The organism is Janthinobacterium sp. LPB2021202312-11-4, from assembly GCF_037049705.1.
Classification (GTDB): domain Bacteria; phylum Pseudomonadota; class Gammaproteobacteria; order Pseudomonadales; family Pseudomonadaceae; genus Aquipseudomonas.
In genome coordinates this window covers 322,108-344,655 of record NZ_JBAGKV010000001.1, presented here as the reverse complement: position 1 = coordinate 344,655, position 22,548 = coordinate 322,108, and the positions used below count along the sequence as shown (strand labels likewise).

22 protein-coding genes are annotated in these 22,548 nt (G+C 60.8%); 14 read left to right on the top strand and 8 right to left on the bottom strand.

The features are described from left to right. The first annotated feature begins 68 nt into the window (after positions 1-68). Genes V5E99_RS01550 through V5E99_RS01540 form a run of 3 tightly spaced genes read left to right on the top strand, consistent with a single transcriptional unit; the run spans position 69 to position 3,015 of the window. On the top strand, positions 69-1,211 hold the full coding sequence (locus V5E99_RS01550) for an ABC transporter ATP-binding protein (RefSeq protein WP_499800399.1): 1,143 nt from the start codon (positions 69-71) through the stop codon (positions 1,209-1,211). Positions 1,212-1,213: 2 nt separating this feature from the next. Beyond that, positions 1,214-2,128, top strand: a complete 915-nt coding sequence (locus V5E99_RS01545; protein ID WP_499800536.1) for an ABC transporter permease subunit — start codon at positions 1,214-1,216, stop codon at positions 2,126-2,128. Continuing rightward, the gene (locus tag V5E99_RS01540; RefSeq protein ID WP_499800397.1) at positions 2,125-3,015 is read left to right on the top strand and encodes an ABC transporter permease subunit; all 891 of its coding nucleotides are present in this window, start codon (positions 2,125-2,127) and stop codon (positions 3,013-3,015) included. Before V5E99_RS01545 ends, V5E99_RS01540 begins: the two co-directional genes overlap by 4 nt. 126 nt (positions 3,016-3,141) lie before the next feature. Here V5E99_RS01540 and V5E99_RS01535 read toward each other — a convergent pair whose 3' ends face one another. Beyond that, complete coding sequence (locus tag V5E99_RS01535; RefSeq protein WP_499800396.1) at positions 3,142-3,783, bottom strand: HD domain-containing protein; 642 nt, start codon at positions 3,781-3,783, stop codon at positions 3,142-3,144. Between the two features lie 227 nt (positions 3,784-4,010). On the opposite strand from V5E99_RS01535, the gene V5E99_RS01530 reads away from it, so the two are divergent. Next, on the top strand, positions 4,011-4,976 hold the full coding sequence (locus V5E99_RS01530) for a GlxA family transcriptional regulator (RefSeq protein ID WP_499800394.1): 966 nt from the start codon (positions 4,011-4,013) through the stop codon (positions 4,974-4,976). Between the two features lie 146 nt (positions 4,977-5,122). Here the strand turns inward: V5E99_RS01530 and V5E99_RS01525 are convergent, their stop codons facing one another. Continuing rightward, on the bottom strand, positions 5,123-5,464 hold the full coding sequence (locus V5E99_RS01525; RefSeq protein ID WP_499800392.1) for a carboxymuconolactone decarboxylase family protein: 342 nt from the start codon (positions 5,462-5,464) through the stop codon (positions 5,123-5,125). 110 nt (positions 5,465-5,574) lie between these two features. On the opposite strand from V5E99_RS01525, the gene V5E99_RS01520 reads away from it, so the two are divergent. Next, on the top strand, positions 5,575-6,480 hold the full coding sequence (locus tag V5E99_RS01520) for an AraC family transcriptional regulator (RefSeq protein WP_499800390.1): 906 nt from the start codon (positions 5,575-5,577) through the stop codon (positions 6,478-6,480). Between the two features lie 92 nt (positions 6,481-6,572). Here V5E99_RS01520 and V5E99_RS01515 read toward each other — a convergent pair whose 3' ends face one another. Both V5E99_RS01515 and V5E99_RS01510 read right to left on the bottom strand, forming a co-directional pair. After that, on the bottom strand, positions 6,573-8,984 hold the full coding sequence (locus tag V5E99_RS01515; RefSeq protein ID WP_499800388.1) for a penicillin acylase family protein: 2,412 nt from the start codon (positions 8,982-8,984) through the stop codon (positions 6,573-6,575). A 104-nt stretch (positions 8,985-9,088) separates the two neighbouring features. Beyond that, positions 9,089-9,667 carry a DUF6436 domain-containing protein gene (locus V5E99_RS01510; protein WP_499800387.1) on the bottom strand — a complete coding sequence of 193 codons (579 nt, stop codon included), beginning with the start codon at positions 9,665-9,667 and terminating at the stop codon, positions 9,089-9,091. 97 nt (positions 9,668-9,764) lie between these two features. Here V5E99_RS01510 and bipL point away from each other — a divergent pair, with 97 nt between their 5' ends. Beyond that, complete coding sequence (gene bipL, locus V5E99_RS01505) at positions 9,765-10,712, top strand: phospholipase BipL (RefSeq protein WP_499800385.1); 948 nt, start codon at positions 9,765-9,767, stop codon at positions 10,710-10,712. A gap of 107 nt (positions 10,713-10,819) precedes the next feature. On the opposite strand, the gene V5E99_RS01500 is transcribed toward bipL, so the two are convergent. Next, entirely contained in the window at positions 10,820-11,566 is a 747-nt protein-coding gene (locus V5E99_RS01500) for a DUF2059 domain-containing protein (protein ID WP_499800384.1), read from the bottom strand. Positions 11,567-11,683: 117 nt separating this feature from the next. Between V5E99_RS01500 and V5E99_RS01495 the strand changes: the two genes are divergently transcribed. Further along, complete coding sequence (locus tag V5E99_RS01495) at positions 11,684-12,307, top strand: 2OG-Fe(II) oxygenase (RefSeq protein WP_499800383.1); 624 nt, start codon at positions 11,684-11,686, stop codon at positions 12,305-12,307. A 2-nt stretch (positions 12,308-12,309) separates the two neighbouring features. Beyond that, positions 12,310-12,795 (top strand): 2-thiouracil desulfurase family protein, encoded by a 486-nt coding sequence (locus V5E99_RS01490; RefSeq protein ID WP_499800381.1) that lies wholly within the window; start codon positions 12,310-12,312, stop codon positions 12,793-12,795. A 111-nt stretch (positions 12,796-12,906) separates the two neighbouring features. Here V5E99_RS01490 and V5E99_RS01485 read toward each other — a convergent pair whose 3' ends face one another. Then, positions 12,907-13,494 carry a transporter substrate-binding domain-containing protein gene (locus V5E99_RS01485; RefSeq protein ID WP_499800379.1) on the bottom strand — a complete coding sequence of 196 codons (588 nt, stop codon included), beginning with the start codon at positions 13,492-13,494 and terminating at the stop codon, positions 12,907-12,909. Between the two features lie 135 nt (positions 13,495-13,629). On the opposite strand from V5E99_RS01485, the gene V5E99_RS01480 reads away from it, so the two are divergent. Further along, entirely contained in the window at positions 13,630-14,055 is a 426-nt protein-coding gene (locus V5E99_RS01480) for a DUF4399 domain-containing protein (protein ID WP_499800377.1), read from the top strand. A gap of 113 nt (positions 14,056-14,168) precedes the next feature. Here the strand turns inward: V5E99_RS01480 and serA are convergent, their stop codons facing one another. Further along, positions 14,169-15,398, bottom strand: coding sequence for a phosphoglycerate dehydrogenase (gene serA / locus V5E99_RS01475; RefSeq protein ID WP_499800375.1), 1,230 nt, complete (start codon positions 15,396-15,398; stop codon positions 14,169-14,171). A gap of 206 nt (positions 15,399-15,604) precedes the next feature. On the opposite strand from serA, the gene V5E99_RS01470 reads away from it, so the two are divergent. From V5E99_RS01470 to V5E99_RS01455, 4 genes are all read left to right on the top strand, one after another. Beyond that, the gene (locus V5E99_RS01470; protein ID WP_499800374.1) at positions 15,605-16,999 is read left to right on the top strand and encodes a D-2-hydroxyglutarate dehydrogenase; all 1,395 of its coding nucleotides are present in this window, start codon (positions 15,605-15,607) and stop codon (positions 16,997-16,999) included. A gap of 37 nt (positions 17,000-17,036) precedes the next feature. Continuing rightward, on the top strand, positions 17,037-17,702 hold the full coding sequence (locus V5E99_RS01465; RefSeq protein ID WP_499800373.1) for a fumarylacetoacetate hydrolase family protein: 666 nt from the start codon (positions 17,037-17,039) through the stop codon (positions 17,700-17,702). Positions 17,703-17,905: 203 nt separating this feature from the next. Then, positions 17,906-18,835, top strand: coding sequence for an SdiA-regulated domain-containing protein (locus V5E99_RS01460; protein ID WP_499800371.1), 930 nt, complete (start codon positions 17,906-17,908; stop codon positions 18,833-18,835). Positions 18,836-19,029: 194 nt separating this feature from the next. Next, positions 19,030-19,947: an SdiA-regulated domain-containing protein gene (locus V5E99_RS01455; protein WP_499800370.1), complete on the top strand. Its 918-nt coding sequence runs from the start codon at positions 19,030-19,032 to the stop codon at positions 19,945-19,947. Between the two features lie 125 nt (positions 19,948-20,072). Here V5E99_RS01455 and rpiA read toward each other — a convergent pair whose 3' ends face one another. Then, a complete protein-coding gene (gene rpiA, locus V5E99_RS01450) occupies positions 20,073-20,744 on the bottom strand; it encodes a ribose-5-phosphate isomerase RpiA (RefSeq protein WP_499800369.1) in 672 nt (223 codons plus the stop codon). A gap of 259 nt (positions 20,745-21,003) precedes the next feature. On the opposite strand from rpiA, the gene ilvA reads away from it, so the two are divergent. Beyond that, positions 21,004-22,518 carry a threonine ammonia-lyase, biosynthetic gene (gene ilvA, locus V5E99_RS01445; RefSeq protein ID WP_499800368.1) on the top strand — a complete coding sequence of 505 codons (1,515 nt, stop codon included), beginning with the start codon at positions 21,004-21,006 and terminating at the stop codon, positions 22,516-22,518. Positions 22,519-22,548: the final 30 nt, after the last annotated feature.

Sequence of the window (22,548 nt, the reverse complement as noted above, 5' to 3'; positions counted from 1 at the left end):
AGGCTCAAACTATCCAAGGTTGGCTCACCTTGAGCGAACTGCACTCTTTTTTTTCGGGAGTTTCGTAAATGGCAGTTGCCTCCGGCGCCTATAAGAAAGCCCTCGAGGGCGACCAATCACCGAAACAGGTGTTGGTCAAAATCGACCGGGTCACGAAGAAGTTCGACGAGACGATTGCCGTGGACGATGTGTCCCTGGAAATCAAGAAAGGCGAGATTTTCGCCCTGCTCGGCGGTTCGGGATCGGGCAAATCCACGTTGCTGCGCATGCTCGCCGGGTTCGAACGGCCGACGGAGGGGCGCATTTACCTCGACGGCGTCGACATCACCGAGATGCCGCCGTACGAGCGCCCGATCAACATGATGTTCCAGTCCTACGCCTTGTTCCCGCACATGACCGTGGCGCAGAACATCGCCTTCGGCTTGAAGCAGGACAAGATTCCATCGTCGGAAGTCGATGCCCGCGTGACCGAAATGCTCAAACTGGTGCAGATGAGCCAGTATGCCAAGCGCAAGCCGCATCAGTTGTCCGGCGGCCAGCGTCAGCGTGTGGCATTGGCCCGTTCGCTGGCCAAGCGGCCGAAGCTGTTGCTGCTCGACGAGCCGATGGGTGCACTGGATAAAAAACTCCGTTCGCAGATGCAACTGGAGCTGGTGGAGATCATCGAGCGCGTCGGCGTGACCTGCGTCATGGTGACCCACGACCAGGAAGAGGCCATGACCATGGCCGAGCGCATCGCGATCATGCACCTGGGCTGGATCGCCCAGATCGGCAGCCCGATCGACATCTACGAAACCCCGACCAGTCGCCTGGTCTGTGAATTCATCGGCAACGTCAACATCTTCGAAGGCGAAGTGATCGACGACGCCGAAGGCCACGCGACCATCACCTGCAAAGACCTGGACCGCCAGATCTACGTCGGCCACGGCATCAGCACTTCGGTGCAGGACAAGTCGGTCACCTACGCGATCCGCCCGGAAAAACTGCTGGTCACCGCCGAAATGCCGACCTGCGAGTACAACTGGTCCAGCGGCAAGGTGCACGACATCGCTTACCTCGGCGGCCATTCGGTGTTCTACGTCGAATTGCCGAGCGGCAAGCTTGTGCAGTCGTTCGTCGCCAACGCCGAGCGCCGTGGCCAGCGTCCGACCTGGGGCGACCAGGTCTACGTGTACTGGGAAGATGACAGCGGCGTGGTACTTCGCTCATGAACATGCGCAAATTCAAACGTCGCCTCAATCGAATAATTCCCGGTGGCCGCCAACTGGTCATCGGGGTTCCGTTTATCTGGCTGTTCATGTTCTTCATGCTGCCGTTCTTCATCGTCTTGAAGATCAGCTTCGCCGAAGCCGATGTGGCCATCCCGCCGTACACCGAGATCTACAGCTTCATCGACCAGAAGCTCCAGGTGCTGTTGAACCTGGGTAACTACGCGATGCTCGGCGACGACGAGTTGTACATCGCCGCCTACCTCGGCTCGTTGAAGATGGCGCTGATCAGCACCGTCCTCTGCCTGCTGATCGGCTACCCGATGGCCTACGCCATCGCCAGCGCCCGTAAAGAGCTGCAAACGGTGCTGGTGCTGCTGATCATGATGCCGACCTGGACCGCGATCCTGATCCGCGTTTACGCGTGGATGGGCATCCTCAGCAACAACGGCCTGCTCAACGGTTTCCTGATGAGCATGGGCTGGATCAACGAGCCGCTGCAGATCCTCAACACCAACCTCGCGGTGTACATCGGCGTTGTCTATTCGTACCTGCCGTTCATGATCCTGCCGCTCTACGCCAACCTGGTGAAGCACGACCACAGTCTGCTGGAAGCCGCATCCGACCTGGGCTCGAGCACCTTCAACAGCTTCTGGAAAATCACTATTCCGCTGTCCAAGAACGGCATCGTCGCCGGCTGCATGCTGGTGTTCATTCCGGTTGTGGGCGAGTTCGTGATCCCGGAACTGCTCGGCGGTCCGGAAACCCTGATGATCGGTAAAGTGCTGTGGCAAGAGTTCTTCAACAACCGTGACTGGCCGGTGGCGTCTGCCCTGGCGGTGGTGATGCTGGCGATCCTGATTGTGCCGATCATCCTGTTCAACCGCAGTCAGGCCAAGGAAATGGAGGGCAAAGAATGAAGAACTTCCGTTTCTCAAGCCTGATGCTGGTGCTGGGTTTGCTGTTCATCTACGCACCGATGCTGATCCTGGTGATCTACTCGTTCAACGCCTCGAAACTGGTGACGGTGTGGGGCGGCTGGTCGATCAAGTGGTACGTGGGCCTGCTCGACAACACCCAACTGATGGGCTCGGTGGTGCGTTCGCTGGAAATCGCCTGCTACACCGCGATTGCGGCGGTGGCGCTGGGCACACTGGCGGCGTTCGTCCTGACGCGGATCACCCGCTTCAAGGGCCGCACGCTGTTCGGTGGTTTGGTCACCGCGCCGTTGGTGATGCCGGAAGTGATCACCGGTCTGTCGCTGTTGCTGCTGTTCGTGGCCATGGCGCAGATGATCGGTTGGCCTCAGGAGCGTGGCATCGTCACGATCTGGATCGCCCACACGACGTTCTGTGCGGCGTATGTGGCGGTGGTGGTGTCGGCGCGTTTGCGTGAGCTGGACCTGTCCATCGAAGAAGCGGCCATGGACCTCGGCGCGCGGCCGTGGAAGGTGTTCTTCCTGATCACCATTCCAATGATCGCGCCGTCGCTGGCGGCGGGCGGGATGATGTCCTTCGCGCTGTCGCTGGACGATTTGGTGCTGGCGAGCTTCGTCTCCGGTCCGGGTTCGACGACCTTGCCGATGGAAGTGTTCTCGGCGGTGCGCCTGGGTGTGAAACCTGAGATCAACGCCGTGGCCAGCCTGATTCTGCTGGCGGTGTCGATCGTGACCTTCCTGGTCTGGTTCTTCAGCCGTCGCGCCGAAGAATCGCGCAAGAAGGCGATTCAGCAAGCCATTGAAGAAGGCGCTGCGGATTCGTGGAAGCAACCGGACGTGCGCCGGGCGCAGGCGCCGGAAGCTGCTTGATAGCGCTGTAGATCAAGAGATCGCAGCCTGCGGCAGCTCCTACAGGTTTTGAGTACATCCGCGAAATGGCGGGTGTACCGATTTCTGTAGGAGCTGCCGAAGGCTGCGATCTTTTGACTTTATGGATCAGGCCACCCAAGGGGATTGGCGGATGATCTCGACGAAGTTCATCGGCTTGAACCCTGGCTCGCTGTCCACCAGCACATCGGCGTTCACCGTGCCAAACGTGGTGTCCGGCTTGTGTTTGAAGCCATTGGCGAACGCACACAGGATGCATTCCTTGAACCCTTCACCGCGAGGGTGGGCATGCACGACCGCCTCACGCTGCTGCGTCGGGAACGCCGCGTAATCGATGCCCAACACATCCATCTCAACCCCCGCCGTCACCAGCGCCACATTCGGCCGCAGGTGTTGCGGCACGCCCGGGGTGGTGTGCAGCGCAATCGACAACCACACTTGCTCGATATCGTCGTCGCTCAGTCCGTAAGGCTTGAGGAAGGCTTTGGCGGCGTTGGCACTGTCGACTTCAAAACGCTCGTTATCGCTGCGCTGACCTTCCACCAGGCCCAGGTCGTGGAACATCGCGCCGACGTAGAGTAACTCCGGGTTGTAGGCCAGTTGCTTGCGTTCACCGCTCAAGGCGCCGAACAGAAACACCCGGCGTGAGTGGTGGTACAGCAGGTCGGATTCGACGTCGCGGATGTATTCGGTGGTGGCCTTGGCCAACGCGCTGTCGGGGATGTTGATACCGGCAATGGTGCTGCTCATGGTGCTGTCCTCATCGGGAACGCCGTGGCGGCGCTGATGGGTAAAGTCTGTTCCGGCACCCGGATCGGGACAATCGATCCATGGCTGCGATCCCGGCCAATGAGCAGGCATATCGCGCCAACCTCGCTTGTTGCGGCGGGATTGGCTAGGGTTGGAAGCTACGTGCGCTCCCACAGGTTTTGTGTTTGCCACAGGCAAGCGTTGATCCATTGAGGGCGTTTCGAACCATGCAAAAGACCGTCGCCATCGTGGTGTTCTCCGGCGTCCAGTCCCTGGACGTCACCGGGCCCATGGATGTGTTCGCCGAGGCCAATCGCTTCCTGGCGCCGCAGGATCACTATCGGCTGGAGGTGATCGGGGTCGAGCGCGGGATGATGCCGTGTTCCAACGGTTTGTCCTTGAACGCCCATCGGCATTTCAGCGAAGCGCTGGAAGCTTATGACTTGCTGCTGGTGGCCGGCGGGCCGCAGTTGCCGTTCATGGATTTCGGCGTGGCGTTCAATGCCTGGCTGCGGGATGCCTGCGCGCGGGCGCAGCGCTTTGGTTCGATTTGCAACGGTGCGTTCATGCTGGCCCGGGCGGGATTGCTCGACGGGCGGACCGTCACCACCCATTGGGGCGACGCAGCGGCGCTGGCGGCGTTGTGTCCGTCGACGCAGGTGGAGGCCGATCGTTTGTACGTGCAAGACGCCGAGTTGTACACCTCGGCCGGGGTCACGGCGGGGATCGATTTATCGCTGTATTTGCTGGGACGCGATCACGGCCCGGAAGTCGCGCTGAGCGTTGCCAAACGCCTGGTGGTGTTCACCCAGCGCTCGGGCGGGCAATCGCAGTTCAGCCCGTTCCTCACACCCCATGCCGAACCGACCTCGGCGGTGGCGCTGGTGCAGCTTTACGTGCTCGCCAACCTCACTGGTGATTTGGCCCTGTCTGACCTGGCCAACGCCGCCAACATGAGCTCGCGCAATTTTTCCCGGGTGTTCGCCAAGGAAGCGAAAGTGACCCCGGCGGAGTTCGTCGAGCGGGCGAGGGTGGATGCGGCGCGGGTGTTGCTGGAAAGCACCCGTTCACCGCTGAAGACCGTGGCGTATCAGTGCGGGTTTCGCGATGCCCAGCACATGCGCAGCGTGTTCAACCGCCGGTTGGGCGTGACGCCGCAGCAGTTCAGGCTGAACTTTGCGGCGATGGTTTGAGCCACCAATAACCCTGTCTTGCTTGGCCTTGCACCCACTGAAAATCTAATGTGGGGCTTGCTCGCGAAGAGGCCGTGTCAGTCGATGAAGAGGTTGACTGAACGACCGCTTTCGCGAGCAAGCCCGCTCCCACAGGGGGGGATATCTCATTTCTTCAGGCTGTCATACGCCTCAAGGGTGCGCAGCGAGTAGATGTACGCCGCCCCGGCATTCAGCGAGATCGCCGTCGCCAACGTCGCCGCGACTTCCTCGCGACTGGCGCCGGCCTTAATCGCCGCATCGGTATGCGCCGCGATACAGCCGTCACAACGGGTGGTGATCGCCACGGCGATGGAAATCAGTTCGCGGGTCTTGGCATCCAGCACATCGTTTTCCGCCGCCGCTTCGCCCAGGGCCATGTAGGCCTTGACCATTTTCGGGTTGCTCTTGCCCAGCGCGCCAAAGGCTTTCTGGATGGTGGGCAGCAGTTCGGACCAGTTATTGAACATTGCGTTAACTCCTAAGCAGGTTGGGTGTACTGTTTCGACACGCTCAGTCTTGCTCCTTGGCGCGGTTCGGGTTTGTTCGATCCGCTCAGTCATTTCCTCGATGCGCTCAAATGAATCCGATCGATAAACTCATCACCTTGGCCAACGTGCGCGGCAGCCTGGACTTGCGCTGCCAATTCCAGGGCGACTGGGCGCTGGCTCACGAGCAAGACGCGCTGGGGATGGCGCCCTATCACATCGTATTGGCGGGCGAATGCCGCGTGGAGTTTCCCGACGGCCAGCGCCTGCCCATGCGCGCCGGCGATATTTTGCTGCTGCCCGGCGGCACGCCCCACGTGATCCACAGCCCCGGCAAAACCGTCGCGCCCAGTGCGCAAAAAATCATCAGTGGCGGCGCCTTGCCGGTGCATCGCATCGGTGGGGCGAGCGCGGATCTGGACATGCTCTGCGGGACTTTTCACTACAACCGCGCCTCGCTGCTGTTTGCCGCGTTGCCCGCGTATCTGGTGATCCCCAGCGGCGCGCTGCCAGCCCATGGACCGTTACCGGCGCTGGTCGAAGTGTTGCGCGGGGAGGCGGAAGGCAATCAGGCCGGGGCGAAATTTTTGCTCGACGCGCTGTCCCAGGCGTTGTTCACCCTGATGCTGCGGGCGCATCTGGCGACGCTGGGGCCGGCCAGCGGCACCCTGGCGTTACTCGGCGACAAACGCCTGGGCCGCGCCTGGCAGGCGATGCTCGCGGACCCGGCTTATGAGTGGACCATCGAAGGTTTGGCCGAGACGGCGAACATGTCCCGGGCGACGTTTATGCGGGCGTTTGTCAAAGTGGCCGGGGTGTCGCCGTGGGTGTTGCTGACGCAGGTGCGGATGGAATTGGCGTTCAGCTTGCTTAGCCAGTCGCACCTGGGGTTGAGCGATATTGCCGTGCAGGTCGGGTATCAATCCCAGGCGGCGTTCAGCAAGAAATTCAAGGAGATTTATGGGGAGGCGCCGGGGCGGGTGCGGCGCGGGATTTAGGCATTCAAGATCAAAAGATCGCAGCCTTCGGCAGCTCCTACAGGGGGACGCGATCTCCTGTAGGAGCTGCCGAAGGCTGCGATCTTTTGACTTTAGGGCGAGGTCCGCGCCGGCAATAGCTTCAACGTACTGCGGGTGTTGGCCGTCACCTCTTCATCATTGAAATGCGCCTGCATGTACATCCCGTCGATATACGCCTCAGCCTGATCCTCATAGTGACTGTTAAACGGCACGCCACTCTGGCCGACCGGGTTGATGGTCAGACTGTGGGCCGGGTCGGCGAAGTCGATCAGGCGGCGGGTCGAGGGGCCGTAAGTCACCGGCCACGGCGCCGGGCCGATTTTGGCCGAGAGGTTGTTCGGCACTTCGTGGCTGCCCGGGGCGTCGAACGGGCCGACGTTGAAGATTCGGTCCAGCGGCTTCTGCATCCCCAGCGGATGCCCATGAGTCAGCGTGTGCGCCTTGCCCCACTGCCATTGGGCGAAATCGGCACCCAGCGTGGTTTTGAGGTGGGCAATGCTCGCCTGCCAAGCGACCTTCACGGTGTCAGCACGGGTTTCCCTGGCCGGGGTGTTGCGGTTGTCCCACCACGGCGAATCGGCGCTGGCAGCCAGGCGCGGCAACGCGGCATCGATCACCCGGGTCGAGAGCAGCGTTTCAAAAAAGTCGTTGCCCAACTCATCGCGCATCGTCGCGTCGGCCAGGTTGTAGAGAAACTGGTTGAACACCGTGGCGTTGATGGAATCCAGCGGGTAATCCCCCGGCCACTGAGCCAGTTGCTCCACCAGTTTGCGTTCGGCCGGGTCGCTCACCACGTCACGCAACACCGGCAGCAACGGTGCCAGCATGCGTGGTCCGTAAGCGGTGGTGGTGCCCAGTTGCAGCTTCTGGTTGGCGTCGTTGTCCCACTTCACGTTCTTGTCGCTGAGCTGGCGATTGAGTTGCTGACCACGATCCGCCAGGTTGTAGTAACCGGGGATTTCCATCCCGGTGGGCGAAACCGGCTGGAAGTTGGCCGAGACGATATAGCCCCGCGCCGGGTTCTCTTCCTGGGGGTTGGCGCTGAACGGGTAGAAGCCGTCCTTGTCCGCCTGATTGGTGCTGCCGTCGAGGATAAAGCCCGGTTTCACCCCGGCCGGTCGCTTGGGCAGCAAGGCCGAGGCCCACCAGCCGATATCACCCTTGGCGTTGGCGTAGACGATGTTCAGCCCCGGTGCCTGGACCTTGGCTGCGGCGGCGCGGGCCTTGGCCAGGGTGTCGGCGCGGTTGAGCTGATAGAACCCTTCAAGAATCGGGTTCGGCGTTTCGAGGAACGCCCACCACATCGCGATCGGTGTTTTGCCGGCGGCGGTGCCGAGCGCATCGTTGATAATCGGGCCGTGGGGCGATTGACGCAGCATCAGCGTCACTGGCGGCTGGCCCTTCACGGCGATCTGTTGCTGGGTGTTAAGCATGTCCACCCATTTGCCGCGATACCAGACTTGGTTCGGGTTGTCCGGGTTGACCTTCTCGGCGATCAGGTCCAGGTCGTCGTTCTGGAACATGGTCAGGCTCCAGCCGAAATCCAGGTTGTGGCCGAGGAAGGCAAACGGCACCAGCGCCTGATGATGACCGTACAACTCGAAACCCGGCGCCGACAGTTGCGCTTCGTACCACACCGATGGCACCGAGAAGCGAATGTGCGGGTCGCCGGCCAATAACGGCTTGCCGCTTTTACTGCGGTTGCCGGAAATGACCCAGGCGTTACTGCCCTCGAATTGCGGCAGGCCGTTATCGGCCAGGGCTTGTTCGCTGAGGCGGGCGAGGGTGTTGAGGTCTTGCCAGTCGCCGGCGGCCAGGGCCGGGGAGGGTTTGGCGTGTGCCTTGGCCAGCACGCCTTTGGGCTGCCAGTCGAGGTCGAAGATGTTCAGGTAATCGGGGCCGAGCTGATCGCGTACGTAGGTCAGCAACGGTTCGGTGCGAAACGCGGCGGCAAAGCTGTAGGCCATGTAGCCGGCGACGCTGATGCTGTCTTCGGCGGTGAAGCTGCGCTTGTGGATGCCCAGCACGTCAAACTCGATGGGCGCGGCGTGGGTGTCCTGATATTGGTTGATCCCGTCCAGATAGGCTTGCAGGGCCTTCCACGCCGGCGACTGACGATCAAGGGCGGCCACGTAGCTCTCGGCACGTTCGCGGATGCGCAGGCTGCGGAACAGTTTGTCGGTGTCCACCAGTTTCGGCCCGAGGACTTCGGCCAGTTCGCCACGGGCCAGGCGACGCATGACTTCCATCTGGAACAAGCGGTCCTGGGCGTGCACGTAGCCGAGGGCGCGGTAGAGGTCGGTTTCGTTGTCGGCGCGGATATGCGGCACGCCGCGCTCGTCGTAGCGTACGGTCACCGAACCTTGCAGGTTGTTCAGCGTCACCTGGCCCTGGCGCGTCGGCTGCTTGCTGTACACGTACCCGCCCACCCCGATGGCGAGCGCGACGATCAGCAAGGCAAGTACGGTCAGGACGCGTTTCATGGTGACTCCTTGTTCTTCTTCGATTGCCGCCCGTGTGGGCTGCAAACATGTAGCACAGACCTTCTGTGCCAGGCATCCACCGTCCTCGAATAGTCCGGAATGCCTTACTTCGCGTCCACCGGCCACGGGCAGTAGCACCCCACCGCCAGCGTGTGGGTGGCGTTCACCGTGCGGCCTTCGTTCAGGGCCTGGAGGATCGGCTCGATAAAGCTGTTGCTCGAATTACAGGTAAGGCCTTCGCTGTACGGGCCGAAATAGGCGAGTTTGCCGGCGCGGTCCCAGATCGCCACCGCCGGGCTGGCGGGGATCTGCTCGGAGCCGGGCAGGACGGTGATGGGTTTCAGGCTGCTCAGGGTGCTGGGCAACTGGCCGTGGCTGCCGGGTTTTTGTACCGCATAGAACTCGACGCCTTTGGGCACATATTGCTCGACCAGTTCAGTGAGGTGCTGTTGATTGCCGACGTTGCACGGGCAGGCGGGGTCCCAGAAATGCACGAGGCGGATGGCGCCGGGGCCGGCGAGGTCATCGGGCAGGCGCAGAGGGTCACCGGAAAACACCGCCGTGTGTTCGCTGAACGCCCGCAGGTAGCGGCCCTGAAACCAATCGTAAGCCGCCCACAACACGCCGGCACACACGAGGGCGAGCAGGCTGGCAAGCAATGGGGTGCGGTAGGCCGAACGCATGGGTTTCAATCCTCGAAGGTCGCCCAGCTTGCCATGCTTGCCGCTACAGATGAATATCGCAGGCCCATAAAGTCTGTTTCGCGTTCTGGAATAACCCATGCCTGCCACGTTCAACCCCGATCATTTACGCGCCAGCCTGCGGCCATTGGCCCAGTGGCAGCCGTTGTCGACGGAAGGCCTGGCCTATCAGGCGTTTTATGGGTTGGATTTTCCCGGTCGCACCCTGCGCCACGGCTTGGGGCGATTCCAGGTCGATGGCTATGACGTGGTCAGCCAGGTCTGGTGGCCGGAGCGGGTGAAGGCGACGTTGTTTCTGTTTCACGGTTTCTACGATCACACCGGGCTCTATCGGCACGTGATCGAGTGGGCGCTGGATCAGGGGTTTGCGGTGATCGCCTGCGATTTGCCGGGGCACGGCTTGTCCAGCGGCGAGCGCGCCAGCATCAAGGATTTCGCCGAGTATCAGGACACCCTGCAAGGCTTGTTCGTCGAGGCGCAGTCCCTGGACTTGCCGCAGCCGTGGCATTTGTGTGGGCAGAGCACCGGCGGGGCGATTGTGATCGATCATGTGCTCAACCAGGGCGCGAACAGCCCGGCCCAGGGCCAAGTGATTTTGTTGTCGCCGCTGGTGCGGCCGCGAGCGTGGGGCTGGTCGCAGTTGAGTTATTACCTGCTCAAACCGTTCGTCAAAGGCATCGCCCGGCGCTTCAGCGAAAACTCCAATGACCCGGCGTTCTTGCCGTTCCTGCAAGCCGACCCGTTGCAACCGCTGCGTTTGCCGACGGCCTGGGTGGGCGCGTTGGGGCGCTGGATCAAGCGCATCGAGGCGTCGGCGAACAGCCCACGCCGGCCGCTGATCGTGCAGGGGCAGGCAGACATGACAGTGGACTGGCAGCACAACCTTGAGGTGTTGAAAGCCAAGTTTGATCGGCCGCAGGTGTTGATGTTGCCGCAGGCGCGGCATCATCTGGCGAATGAGACGGTGGCGTTGCGGGAGGAGTATTTCGGGTTTTTGACCAAGCGGATCAAGGGCCGGAATCTCTAGCGTCTGTCGGGGCCTCTTCGCGGGCAAGCCTCGCTCCTGCATTTGGAATGCATGCCCCCTGTAGGAGCGAGGCTTGCCCGCGAAGGCGATCTATCAGGCGCTGAAAATCATTGGTTAAGGTTCGTCTGCCCCACCGCCAACCCCGCCCGAATCGCCGCCAGCGCCGCCTGGTAATACGCCTTGCCTTCCGCCGATTCGGCAAACGTGGCGAATTCTTCCAGTTCGGTATCCGACAAGTCGCGATAGACATAGAGCAGCGTGTTGTTGAGGTCGGCGCCGATCTGATCCATCAAGCGCTGGCGCTGACCATTCAACATGCCCGGCGCCTGACCGCCACCGAGCAAACCGGGGATCATCGAACTCAAGCTGTCCGCTGCGACGCCGGCAATCGCCAGGGTCACTTCAGCACCGGCCTCGCGGGCGGGCAGGGCCTGGGCCAGGTGGCCGATGATCAGCAGGCGGGTGTCGCTGGCTTCGATCTTGGGCAAGCCCTTGGCGTTTTTCGCCAGTTGGTCGCGGCGGGTGGCCAGCAATTCGGCGGCGACGATTTTCTTGCCCAGCGGGGTCTGGAAGAAGGTCAGGGCGGGTTGCGGATCGGCGAGGGTCTTGCGCAATTGTGCTTCGGCGCGCTGGTCCATGGCCTGAGGGGCGAAGCGCTGGTTGCTGTTGTTCACCAGGGCTTGAAACACGGCGGGCGGCAGGCTGTTCTGGTAACGCTGCTGGGCGGCCGAGAGGGCGTCGTTGAAATGCGCGCGTTGATCTGGCCAACCGGCGACCTTGTACAGCTGGTCGTGGCCGTCTGCCCAAGCGGGCAAAACACAGAACATCAACAGTGAAAAAAGCAAACGGCGCATAGGGACTCCTGTCGGCAGGCGACTATTCTCCGTGCGGTACAAGAACTTGTCGAGAATTCGTATCAGCCCGCCGCGCGGCTCTGTCGGATTTGCGGGCACAGGAATACTATGCGCGCCATGCAAATACCCTCTGATCACCCGCTGCTGTTACGTATCGTCGACGACTTGGCCGAGCGCGGCTGGTCGCGGCAGAATATTTTCCTGCCCCTGGGTCTGACCCGGGAACTGGCGGCTGAGTGCCGTAAACGTGCGGCCGAGGGTGAACTGGCGCCGGCGGCGGTGGGCCGTGGGCCGACTTCAGAGATTCGCGAAGGCATTCGTGGCGACCACATTCAGTGGCTCGAGCCCGGTGAAACCGAGGCCTGTGACAGCTACCTGAGCCTGATGGACAGCCTGCGCGAGGCGCTGAATCGCGGGTTGTTCCTGGGCCTGGAAGATTTCGAAAGCCACTTCGCCCTCTACCCGCCCGGTGCGTTCTACCTCAAGCACGTGGACCGTTTTCGCGACGATGACCGGCGCATGGTCTCGGCGGTGATCTACCTCAATGACGCCTGGCTGCCCGAGCACGGCGGCGAACTGCGCATGTACCTGGAGGGCGGCGTCGAACACAACGTGGTGCCTACCGGTGGTTGCCTGGTGGTGTTCCTGTCGGGTGAGGTGCCCCATGAAGTCCTGCCCGCGACCCGGGAGCGCCTGTCGTTGACGGGTTGGTTCCGCCGTCGCGGTAACGAGCCGTTCTGATCATGCAAAAGATTCTGGTGAGCCGCTGCCTGCTGGGCCATCGCGTGCGTTACGACGGTGGGGCGAGCGGGCCGTTTGATCTGCTGGAGCAATGGATCGCAGAAGGTCGGGTGGTGCCGTTGTGCCCGGAAGTGGCGGGCGGGTTGCCGACGCCGAGGGCTGCGGCGGAGATTGCGGGCGGGCAGGGTGGTGAAGTACTGGAGGGTCAGGCCTGCGTGATCACCACCGACGGTGAAGATGTCAGCACCGAGTTTCTTTCGGGGGCGTATCAGGCGTTGGAGTTGGTGCAAAAGCACGGCATCCGGATTGCGGTGTTGAAGGCCAACAGCCCATCTTGCGGGAATCTCCTGACTTATGACGGGACGTTCAGCGGCGTGAAAGTCACTGGCGAAGGGGTGACGGCGGCGTTGCTCAAACGTCATGGTGTGCAAGTGTTCAGCGAACTGGAATTACCGCAAGCGGCAGAAGCCTTGGCAACCCTGGACTAACGCCCCACACAAATCCCCTGTAGGAGCTGTCGAGTGAAACGAGGCTGCGATCAAAAGATCGCAGCCTCGTTTCACTCGACAGCTCCTACAAGGTTACTCGTCAGCCCGGAATCAGGGCTTGGGCTCCACGCCCGTATCCGCCCCAAACCACTTTTGCGTCAACGCTTCCAATCGTCCGTCGGCCTTGATCCGCTGCAACGCGTTGTCGAGGCTCGCCTGAAACGCCGGGTTACCTTTCTGGAACGGTATCGCCAGGCTCACGGGCTGGCTGGCTTTTGGCGTTTCTTCCTTGAGCGATTGCACCAGCAGCATCGAGCGCGGTGTTTCTTCTTTCTGCGCGATCAATTGCGCATCGGTGTGGCTGTAAGGTTCGCTGAAGTCGAAACGATCCTTCAGATCCGCGGTCATTGCTATGTGGTTGATGGCGACGTCGTACTTGCCGGTTTCAACGCCAGGCAGCAGGTCATCGGCTTCAGTGATCACGAAGTCGGCGCGCACATCCAATTCATTGGCCAGCAGTTGACCCAGTTCGACTTCAAACCCCGTGAGTTTGCCGTCGTCCTTGAAGTTGAACGGCGGTGTATTGGCTTCCAGGGCGATACGCAATTCGCCACGGTCGTTAACGTCATCAATCAGTTCGGCATGAGCCAAAGGACTCAAAAGGGGTAGCAGGCAGATCAGGCCAGGCAAAAAACGCATGGTCACTCCTTTGAATTCATTATCGCGTCGCTCTGGTTCAGGCGCGCTTTGCTATGGTTATCGAGTGCCTTCGACAACGAATGGCTGTGAAGTTGTCACAGTCACGCGGATTTTACGAAAAAACTGGAGAAGAGAATGAAAACGTTTATGTCACGAGCCGCTTTGGCTGGCCTGTTGATGGGTGTGTCGGTGCTGGCCAGCGCCGCGACCCCGGCGCCCAAAGGTGCAGAAGTGTTCATCGTATCTCCCGAAGACGGGGCCACTGTTTCCGAAACCTTCACCGTCAAATTCGGCGTCAAGGATGTCGCGCTGGCACCGGCCGGTGATGTGACCAAAAACACCGGTCACCACCACTTGCTGATTGATGTCGACAAACTGCCCGCCGCCGGCGCGCCGATTCCGCTGGACGCCAACCACATGCACTTCGGCAAGGCGCAGACCCAGGCCGAAATCAAACTGGCCCCCGGCAAGCACACCTTGCAACTGGAACTGGGTGACAGTGGGCACATGCCGTTCGATCCGCCGATCGTGTCGAAGAAGATCACCGTCAACGTTAAATAAAAAAAGGGAGCCCCGAAAGGGGCTCCCTTTTTTACTAGCTTCAAGCTGTAAGCCTCAAGTTAAAGCAAAAGCGGACTCAGCTTGCCGCTTGAAGCTTGAAGCTCACTGCTGTCTTAGAACAAGACCCGGCAACGAATGGTGCCGTTGATGTGCTGCAGTTTCTCTTGGGCGATTTCCGAGTAGTCGGCGTCGACGTCGATCACCACGTAACCGACTTTCTCGTTGGTCTGCAGGAACTGACCGGAGATGTTGATGCCGTTTTCGGCGAAGACCTTGTTGATCTCGCTCATCACACCCGGAATGTTTTCGTGGATGTGCAGCAGACGGTGCTTGCCAGGGTGAGCCGGCAGGGCCACTTCCGGGAAGTTCACCGACGATACGGATGTACCGTTGTCGCTGTACTTGACCAGTTTTTCCGCCACTTCCAGACCGATGTTGGCCTGCGCTTCAGCGGTGGAACCGCCGATGTGCGGGGTCAGGATCACATTGTCCAGGCCTCGCAGCGGGCTTTCGAATTCTTCGTCGTTGGAGCGTGGCTCCACCGGGAACACGTCGATGGCCGCGCCGATCAGGTGCTTGTCCTTGATCGCGTCCGCCAGGGCGTCCAGTTCGACCACGGTGCCGCGCGCGGCGTTGATCAGGATGCCGCCCTTCTTGATGGCGCGGATTTCCTTCTCGCCGATCATCCACTGGGTGGCGGCGGTTTCCGGAACGTGCAGGGTGACGATGTCGGACATGCCCAGCAGCTCGGTCAGGCTACCGACCTGAGTCGCGTTGCCCAATGGCAGCTTGGTCACGGTGTCGTAGAAATACACCTGCATGCCCAGGCCTTCGGCCAGGACCGACAGCTGAGTACCGATCGAGCCGTAACCGACGATGCCGAGCTTCTTGCCACGGATTTCGAAGGAGTTGGCCGCGCTCTTGATCCAGCCGCCACGGTGGCAGGAAGCGTTCTTCTCAGGGATGCCGCGCAGCAACAGGATCGCTTCGGCCAGCACCAGCTCGGCAACGGAGCGCGTGTTGGAGTACGGCGCGTTGAACACGGCGATACCGCGTTCGCGGGCGGCGTTCAGGTCAACCTGGTTGGTGCCGATGCAGAAACACCCTACAGCCACGAGCTTCTTCGCGTGATCGAAGACTTCTTCGGTCAGTTGAGTGCGAGAGCGAATGCCGATGAAGTGCGCATCAGCGATCTTTTCCTTCAACTGGGCTTCCGGCAGAGAACCCGTGAGGTACTCGATGCTGGTGTAGCCCGCCGACTTGAGAACGTCGACAGCCGATTGGTGGACGCCTTCGAGAAGAAGGAACTTGATCTTGCTCTTATCGAGAGAAGTCTTGCTCATCTGCGTAAACCTGTATCCCGGAGAAAAATGGCAGGGAAGGGCGCAGCCCAGAGCTGACCCGAACGGCAGGAACGCCGTTACCGCAGAATAGGCTTTGGGCACTACCCTGCGGGGTCGGTATGCTAGCATACGCACCCCGCTAAACACTCATTCCTGCGACGTGAAGCGTTCTCAGGATGACCATGAATTGTTCGAGAGTTCTGTCGATGACCAATCCTGCCCTGATTGAAGAGCTGAAGACCCTGGTTGAGCCTGGCAAGGTCCTGACCGACGCCGACTCCCTGAATGCTTACGGTAAGGATTGGACCAAGCATTTCGCCCCGGCCCCGACGGCCATCGTGTTCCCCAAGACCACCGAGCAGGTCCAGGCCATCGTGCGTTGGGCCAATGAGCACAAGGTCGCGCTGGTCCCGTCCGGCGGTCGCACCGGGCTGTCCGCCGCAGCCGTGGCCGCGAATGGCGAAGTGGTTGTCTCGTTCGACTACATGAACCAGATTCTTGAAGTGAACCTCACCGACCGCACGGCCGTTTGTCAGCCAGGCGTGGTCACCGAGCATTTGCAGAACGTCGCTGAAGAAAAGGGTTTGTACTACCCGGTGGACTTCGCGTCGGCAGGTTCGAGCCAGATTGGCGGCAATATCGGCACCAATGCCGGCGGGATCAAGGTGATTCGCTACGGCATGACCCGCAACTGGGTAGCCGGCATGAAAGTCGTTACCGGCAAGGGCGACGTGCTGGAACTGAACCGCGACCTGATCAAGAACGCCACCGGCTACGACATGCGTCAGCTGTTCATCGGCGCCGAAGGCACCCTCGGTTTTGTGGTCGAAGCGACCATGCGCCTGGACCGTGCGCCGAAAAACCTCACCGCGATGGTCCTCGGCACCGCCGATTTCGACTCGATCATGCCGGTATTGCACGCGTTCCAGAGCAAACTGGACCTGACCGCGTTCGAATTTTTCTCCGACAAAGCCCTGGCCAAGATCATGGGCCGCGGCGATGTGCCGGCGCCGTTCGAAACCGACTGCCCGTTCTACGCATTGCTGGAATTCGAAGCGACCACCGAAGAAGTGGCCAACCACGCCTTGGAAACCTTCGAACACTGCGTCGAGCAGGGCTGGGTGCTGGACGGCGTGATGAGCCAGAGCGAAACCCAGTTGCAGAACCTCTGGAAGTTGCGCGAATACATCTCCGAGACCATTTCCCACTGGACGCCGTACAAGAACGACATTTCGGTCACTGTGTCGAAAGTCCCGGCGTTCCTGAAGGAAATTGACGCGATCGTCGGCGAACACTACCCGGACTTCGAAATCGTCTGGTTCGGCCACATCGGCGACGGCAACCTGCACTTGAACATCCTCAAACCGGATAACCTGAGCAAGGACGAGTTCTTTGCCAAGTGCGCGACCGTGAACAAGTGGGTGTTCGAAACCGTTGAGAAGTACAACGGTTCGATCTCCGCCGAACACGGCGTGGGCATGACCAAACGTGACTACTTGACCTACAGCCGCTCGCCGGTCGAGATCGAGTACATGAAAGCCGTCAAGGCTGTGTTTGACCCGAACGGCATCATGAACCCAGGCAAGATCTTCGCGGTTTGATCTGCGACTTTAAGAACCTACGAGGCAGGAGTCGGTAATGAGCTATCAGCACCAGTATGTCGACGGTACGCGTATTCACTTCCCGCTGGGCAAAGTGGTGTGCATCGGCCGTAACTATGCCGAACACGCCAAGGAACTGGACAACCCGGTGCCTACCGAGCCGTTGCTGTTCATCAAGCCGGGCAGTTGCGTGGTGCCGCTGGAAGGCGGTTTTGCCATTCCGACCGAGCGCGGTTCGGTGCATTACGAAGCGGAAATTGCGGTGTTGATCGGCAAACCTTTGTCGACCAAACCGAGCCGTGAAGAAGTGCTCGACGCCATCTCCGGTTTCGCCCCGGCCCTGGACCTGACCCTGCGCGACAAGCAGGCCGAGCTGAAATCCAAGGGCCTGCCGTGGGAAATCGCCAAGTCCTTCGATGGCGCAGCGGTGCTTGCGCCGTTCGTGTCCGCCGGCGCCTTTGCCGACCTGACCGACATCGGCATTCGCCTGACCATCAACGGTGTCGTTCGTCAGGATGGCAACAGCAAGGACATGCTCAACCCGATCGTGCCGATGATTCAGTACATGGCCGGCTGCTTCTCGCTGCAGGCCGGTGACGTGATTCTGACCGGTACCCCGGTGGGCGTGGGTCCGTTGAATGTCGGTGACGACCTGGTGCTGGAATTGCCGGGCGCGAGCAGCTTCACCAGCAGCGTTCGCTAAAAAAGCAAAAGATCGCAGCCTTCGGCAATCTCTGTAGGAGCTGCCGCAGGCTGCGATCTTTTGATCTTGGCTCTCCATAAAGGGCTTTCCCGCCATTTCCCGTTTTTTTCACATCCTCTCTGGATAATTCCTCGGTTCCTGGCGTCTGAGCCTGCCCGTTTGTGCTATTACCCTTAGCCTGAATTTCTGGAACGCACCCCCTGATGGCCACGCAACCGCTCTCGACTTTGCAAACCCCTCGTCGTCCACGATTCCTGATGCGCTGGTATTACTGGCTATTACTGGCGGTTGCGGCGGGCTATGGCTTGGCGTTTGCGATGCATTGGGATGATCGCGGCGTGCTGTGGGTCAAAGAGCGCTTTGAAACCCCGGCCGAGCGTCAGGAAAGCATCTGGCTGCCGGATTACCGGGTGGTGATCGACGCCAAGTTGCTGCCGGGCATGGAAAAGGACGAAGCGTCGGACCTGTCCTACGACCCGCAGAGCAAAACCCTGTTCTCGGTCATGGGCAAGAACCCGTTCCTGGTCGAGCTGACCTTGCAGGGCGACGTGCTGCGCAAGATGCCGCTGGTGGGCTGGAGCAATCCGGAAGGTGTGACGGTGATGGGCAACGGTCTGTTGGCGATTGCCGACGAGCGCGAGCACATGCTGTCCATCGTCAAGGTTGATGCCGATACCCGCGAACTGCACCGCGACAACTTCCCGAAATACGATCTCGGCCCTTCGAAAGACCAGAACAAGGCCTTCGAAGCCGTCGCCTGGGACCCGCGCAATCAGCAATTGTTGCTGGGCGAAGAGCGCCCGCCGGCGCTGTTCAGCTGGAAAAGCGATGGCAGCCAGACCCTCAAGGGCGACAAGCAGAAACTGGTCAGCAACGAACTGGACATCCGCAACCTGTCAGCCCTGGCCATCGACCCGCGCACCGGCCACACCCTGGTGCTGTCCGCCGACTCGCATTTGCTGCTGGAGTTGGACGAGAAGGGCGAACAGGTCAGCTTCATGACCCTGCTGGGCGGCTTCAACGGTCTGAAGAAAACCATCCCCCGCGCCGAAGGCGTGACCATGGACGAAGCGGGCACGCTGTACATGGTCAGCGAGCCGAACCTGTTCTACCGCTTCGAAAAACAGAAATAACGCCCCCCGGTAGGAGCTGCCGAAGGCTGCGATCTTTTGATCTTGATCTTAAAAACAAGATCAAAAGATCGCAGCCTTCGGCAGCTCCTACACGGATCGAGTTCGCGGTTGTGGTCGTAGGCCACTGGCCATTAAGCTTGAATTCAGACGGTCGTGGTATTTCATCCGCCCGCCCTGTTTTCGAGCTTGCCTGAATGCGTCGACTTGCCCGCCCCAAACCCCTGATTCTGACCCTGTCGGTGATCGCGCTGATCGTATTGATCGCGGTCGGTCAGTACCTGCGTCTGTTTGAGCGCGCCTGGTTCAACCTTCAAGCGACATGGCTGCCGGCCAACACCCAATCCATTGGCCTGGACCAGTATCAAGTGGTGGTCGAGGGCCAAGTGATCGATGGTCTGCAGGATGACGTTTCGGCGCTGACCTACGATCCGGTGCGCAAAAGCCTGTTCACCGTGACCAACAAAAATGCCGAACTGATCGAGCTGTCGCTGGAGGGCAAGATCCTGCGGCGCGTGGCGTTGATCGGCTTCGGCGACCCGGAAGCGGTTGAGTTCATCAGCGCCGACACCTATGTGGTCACCGACGAGCGCCAGCAGCGGCTGATCAAGATTCATCTGGAAAAGGACACGACGTTCCTCGATGCGGCGGACGCCGAGCAGATTACCCTCGGTGTGCACGTGAGCGGCAACAAGGGTTTCGAAGGCCTGGCGTATGACTCGGTGGGCAAGCGCCTGTTTGTCGCCAAGGAGCGCGACCCGATGCTGATCTACGAAGTGCAGGGCTTTCCGCATTACAACCCGGAGAAATCCTATGCGGTGCACGTGGTCAACAACCCCAAGCGCGATGCCGGGATGTTTGTGCGGGACTTGTCGAGCCTGCAATACGACGAGCGCAGCGGCCACTTGATGGCGTTGTCGGATGAGTCGCGGCTGATTCTGGAACTGGATATCGACGGTCGGCCGTTGAGCACGATGTCGCTGAGCAAGGGCCGCCAGGGCCTGCAAAAGACTGTGCCGCAGGCCGAAGGGATCGCGATGGATGACGACGGCACGTTGTACCTGGTGAGCGAACCGAACCTGTTCTACACCTTCAAAAAACCAGCGCAAAACTAACCAGCACCCCAAAACAAACTGTAGGAGCGAAGCTTGCTCGCGAAGAGGCCATAACAGTCGACTGAGATGTTGAATGTTATGGCCTCTTCGCGAGCAAGCTTCGCTCCTACAGGGGCAGCGGTGTGTCAGGCCTTGAGGGTTTTCACGCCTTCACTGGTGCCCAGCAACAGCACATCCGCCGGACGCGCGGCGAACAAACCGTTGGTGACCACGCCGACGATTGCGTTGATCTGCGTCTCCAGCTCCACTGGGTTGGTGATCTGCATGTTGAACACGTCGAGGATGATGTTGCCGTTGTCGGTCAGCACGCCTTCGCGGTAAACCGGGTCGCCGCCCAGTTTGACCAGCTCGCGGGCCACGTGGCTGCGGGCCATCGGGATCACTTCCACCGGCAGCGGGAATGCGCCCAACACCGGCACCAGTTTGCTGCCGTCGGCGATGCAGATGAAGGTCTTGGCCACGGCCGCGACAATCTTCTCGCGGGTCAGGGCTGCGCCGCCGCCCTTGATCAGGTTCAGGTGCTCGTCGCTTTCATCGGCGCCGTCGACGTAGAACTCCAGGTCGCTGACGGTGTTCAGCTCATACACCGGAATGCCGTGGCCCTTGAGGCGGGCGGCGGTGGCTTCGGAGCTGGCGACGGCGCCATCGAACGCGCCCTTGTGCTTGGCCAGTGCATCAATGAAGCAATTGGCGGTGGAGCCGGTGCCGACACCGACGACGCTCTTGTCGTCGAGTTTCGGGAGGATGAAGTCGACGGCGGCCTGGGCCACTGCCTGTTTGAGTTGATCCTGAGTCATGCGGGCTCCGAAGCGGGCAAGGGGGGAACGGAAGGCCGGCATTATAGGCTTCGGGGCGGGGAAGGTCATTGCCCGATTGGCAGGTCAAAAGATCGCAGCCTGCGGCAGCTCCTACAGGGGGACGGGATCATTCTGTAGGAGCTGCCGCAGGCTGCGATCTTTTCCAGCGGGCCTAAAACCACCTGTTTAGTGTGGTCGCCCGGCCGAAAGCCGGGTTAGACTCCTTGGCCCTGCCCAACCCGCTCAGTGATGCTTTCCGATGCTCGAACAGTACGTCAAAAAGATCCTCACCTCGCGCGTTTATGACGTTGCCGTAGAAACCCCATTGCAGACTGCCCGCCAGCTCTCCGAGCGGCTGGGCAACAGTATTTGGCTCAAGCGCGAAGACTTGCAGCCAGTGTTCTCGTTCAAGATTCGCGGCGCTTACAACAAGCTGACCCAGTTGAGCGATGAAGAACGCGCGCGGGGCGTAGTGACTGCGTCGGCGGGCAACCATGCGCAAGGCCTGGCCTTGGCGGCCAAGGTGTTGGGCGTGAAAGCGACCATCGTCATGCCCAAGACCACCCCCGAAATCAAAGTCGAAGGCGTGCGCTCCCGTGGCGGCAAAGTGGTGCTGCACGGCGATTCGTTCCCGGAAGCCCTGGCCTACTCGCTGAAACTGGTCGACGAAAAAGGCTACGTCTACATCCATCCCTATGACGATCCCCACACCATTGCCGGGCAGGGCACGGTGGCCATGGAGATTCTGCGCCAGCACCCTGGCCGTCTGGATGCGATTTTCGTCCCGGTGGGCGGCGGCGGTTTGATCGCCGGCATCGCGGCCTACGTGAAATACCTGCGTCCGGAAATCAAGATCATCGGCGTCGAGCCGGACGACTCCAACTGCCTGCAAGCCGCGCTGGCCGCTGGCGAGCGGGTGATTCTGCCGACGGTGGGCATCTTTGCCGATGGTGTGGCGGTGGCTCAGATTGGTCAGCACACGTTCGATATCTGCAAAGACTACGTCGATGACGTGATCACCGTCAGCACCGATGAAATCTGTGCGGCGATCAAGGATATCTACGACGATACCCGCTCGATCACCGAACCTGCCGGCGCCCTGGGCGTGGCCGGGATCAAGAAATATGTCGAGCTGAATGGCGTCACCGGCCACACCTTCGTGGCCATCGACTCCGGCGCCAACGTCAACTTCGACCGTCTGCGCCACGTCGCCGAACGCGCCGAACTGGGCGAGGGCCGCGAAGCCATTATCGCGGTGACCATTCCCGAGAAGCCGGGCAGCTTCAAGGCGTTCTGCGAAGCCATCGGCAAGCGCCAGATCACCGAATTCAACTACCGCTACAACACCGGTAGCGAAGCGCACATCTTCGTTGGCGTGCAGACCCACCCGGAAACCGACCCGCGCAGTGCGTTGATCGCCAGCCTCAGTGAGCAGGGTTTCCCGGTGCTGGACCTGACCGACAACGAACTGGCCAAGTTGCACATTCGTCATATGGTCGGTGGGCGTGCTGCCCAGGTGGTCGACGAAGTGATCCTGCGCTTCGAATTTCCGGAGCGTCCGGGTGCGCTGTTCAACTTCCTCAATAAACTGGGCGGGCGCTGGAACATCTCGATGTTCCACTACCGCAACCACGGCGCGGCGGATGGCCGTGTGGTCGCTGGCCTGCAAGTGCCCCATGACGAACGTCATCTGGTGCCCGCCGCGCTGGAAGAAATCGGTTACCCGTACTGGGATGAAAGCGACAACCCGGCCTACAAGCTGTTTCTTGGCTGAGCGGCTACGCTGATGGGCAAGTCATAAGGA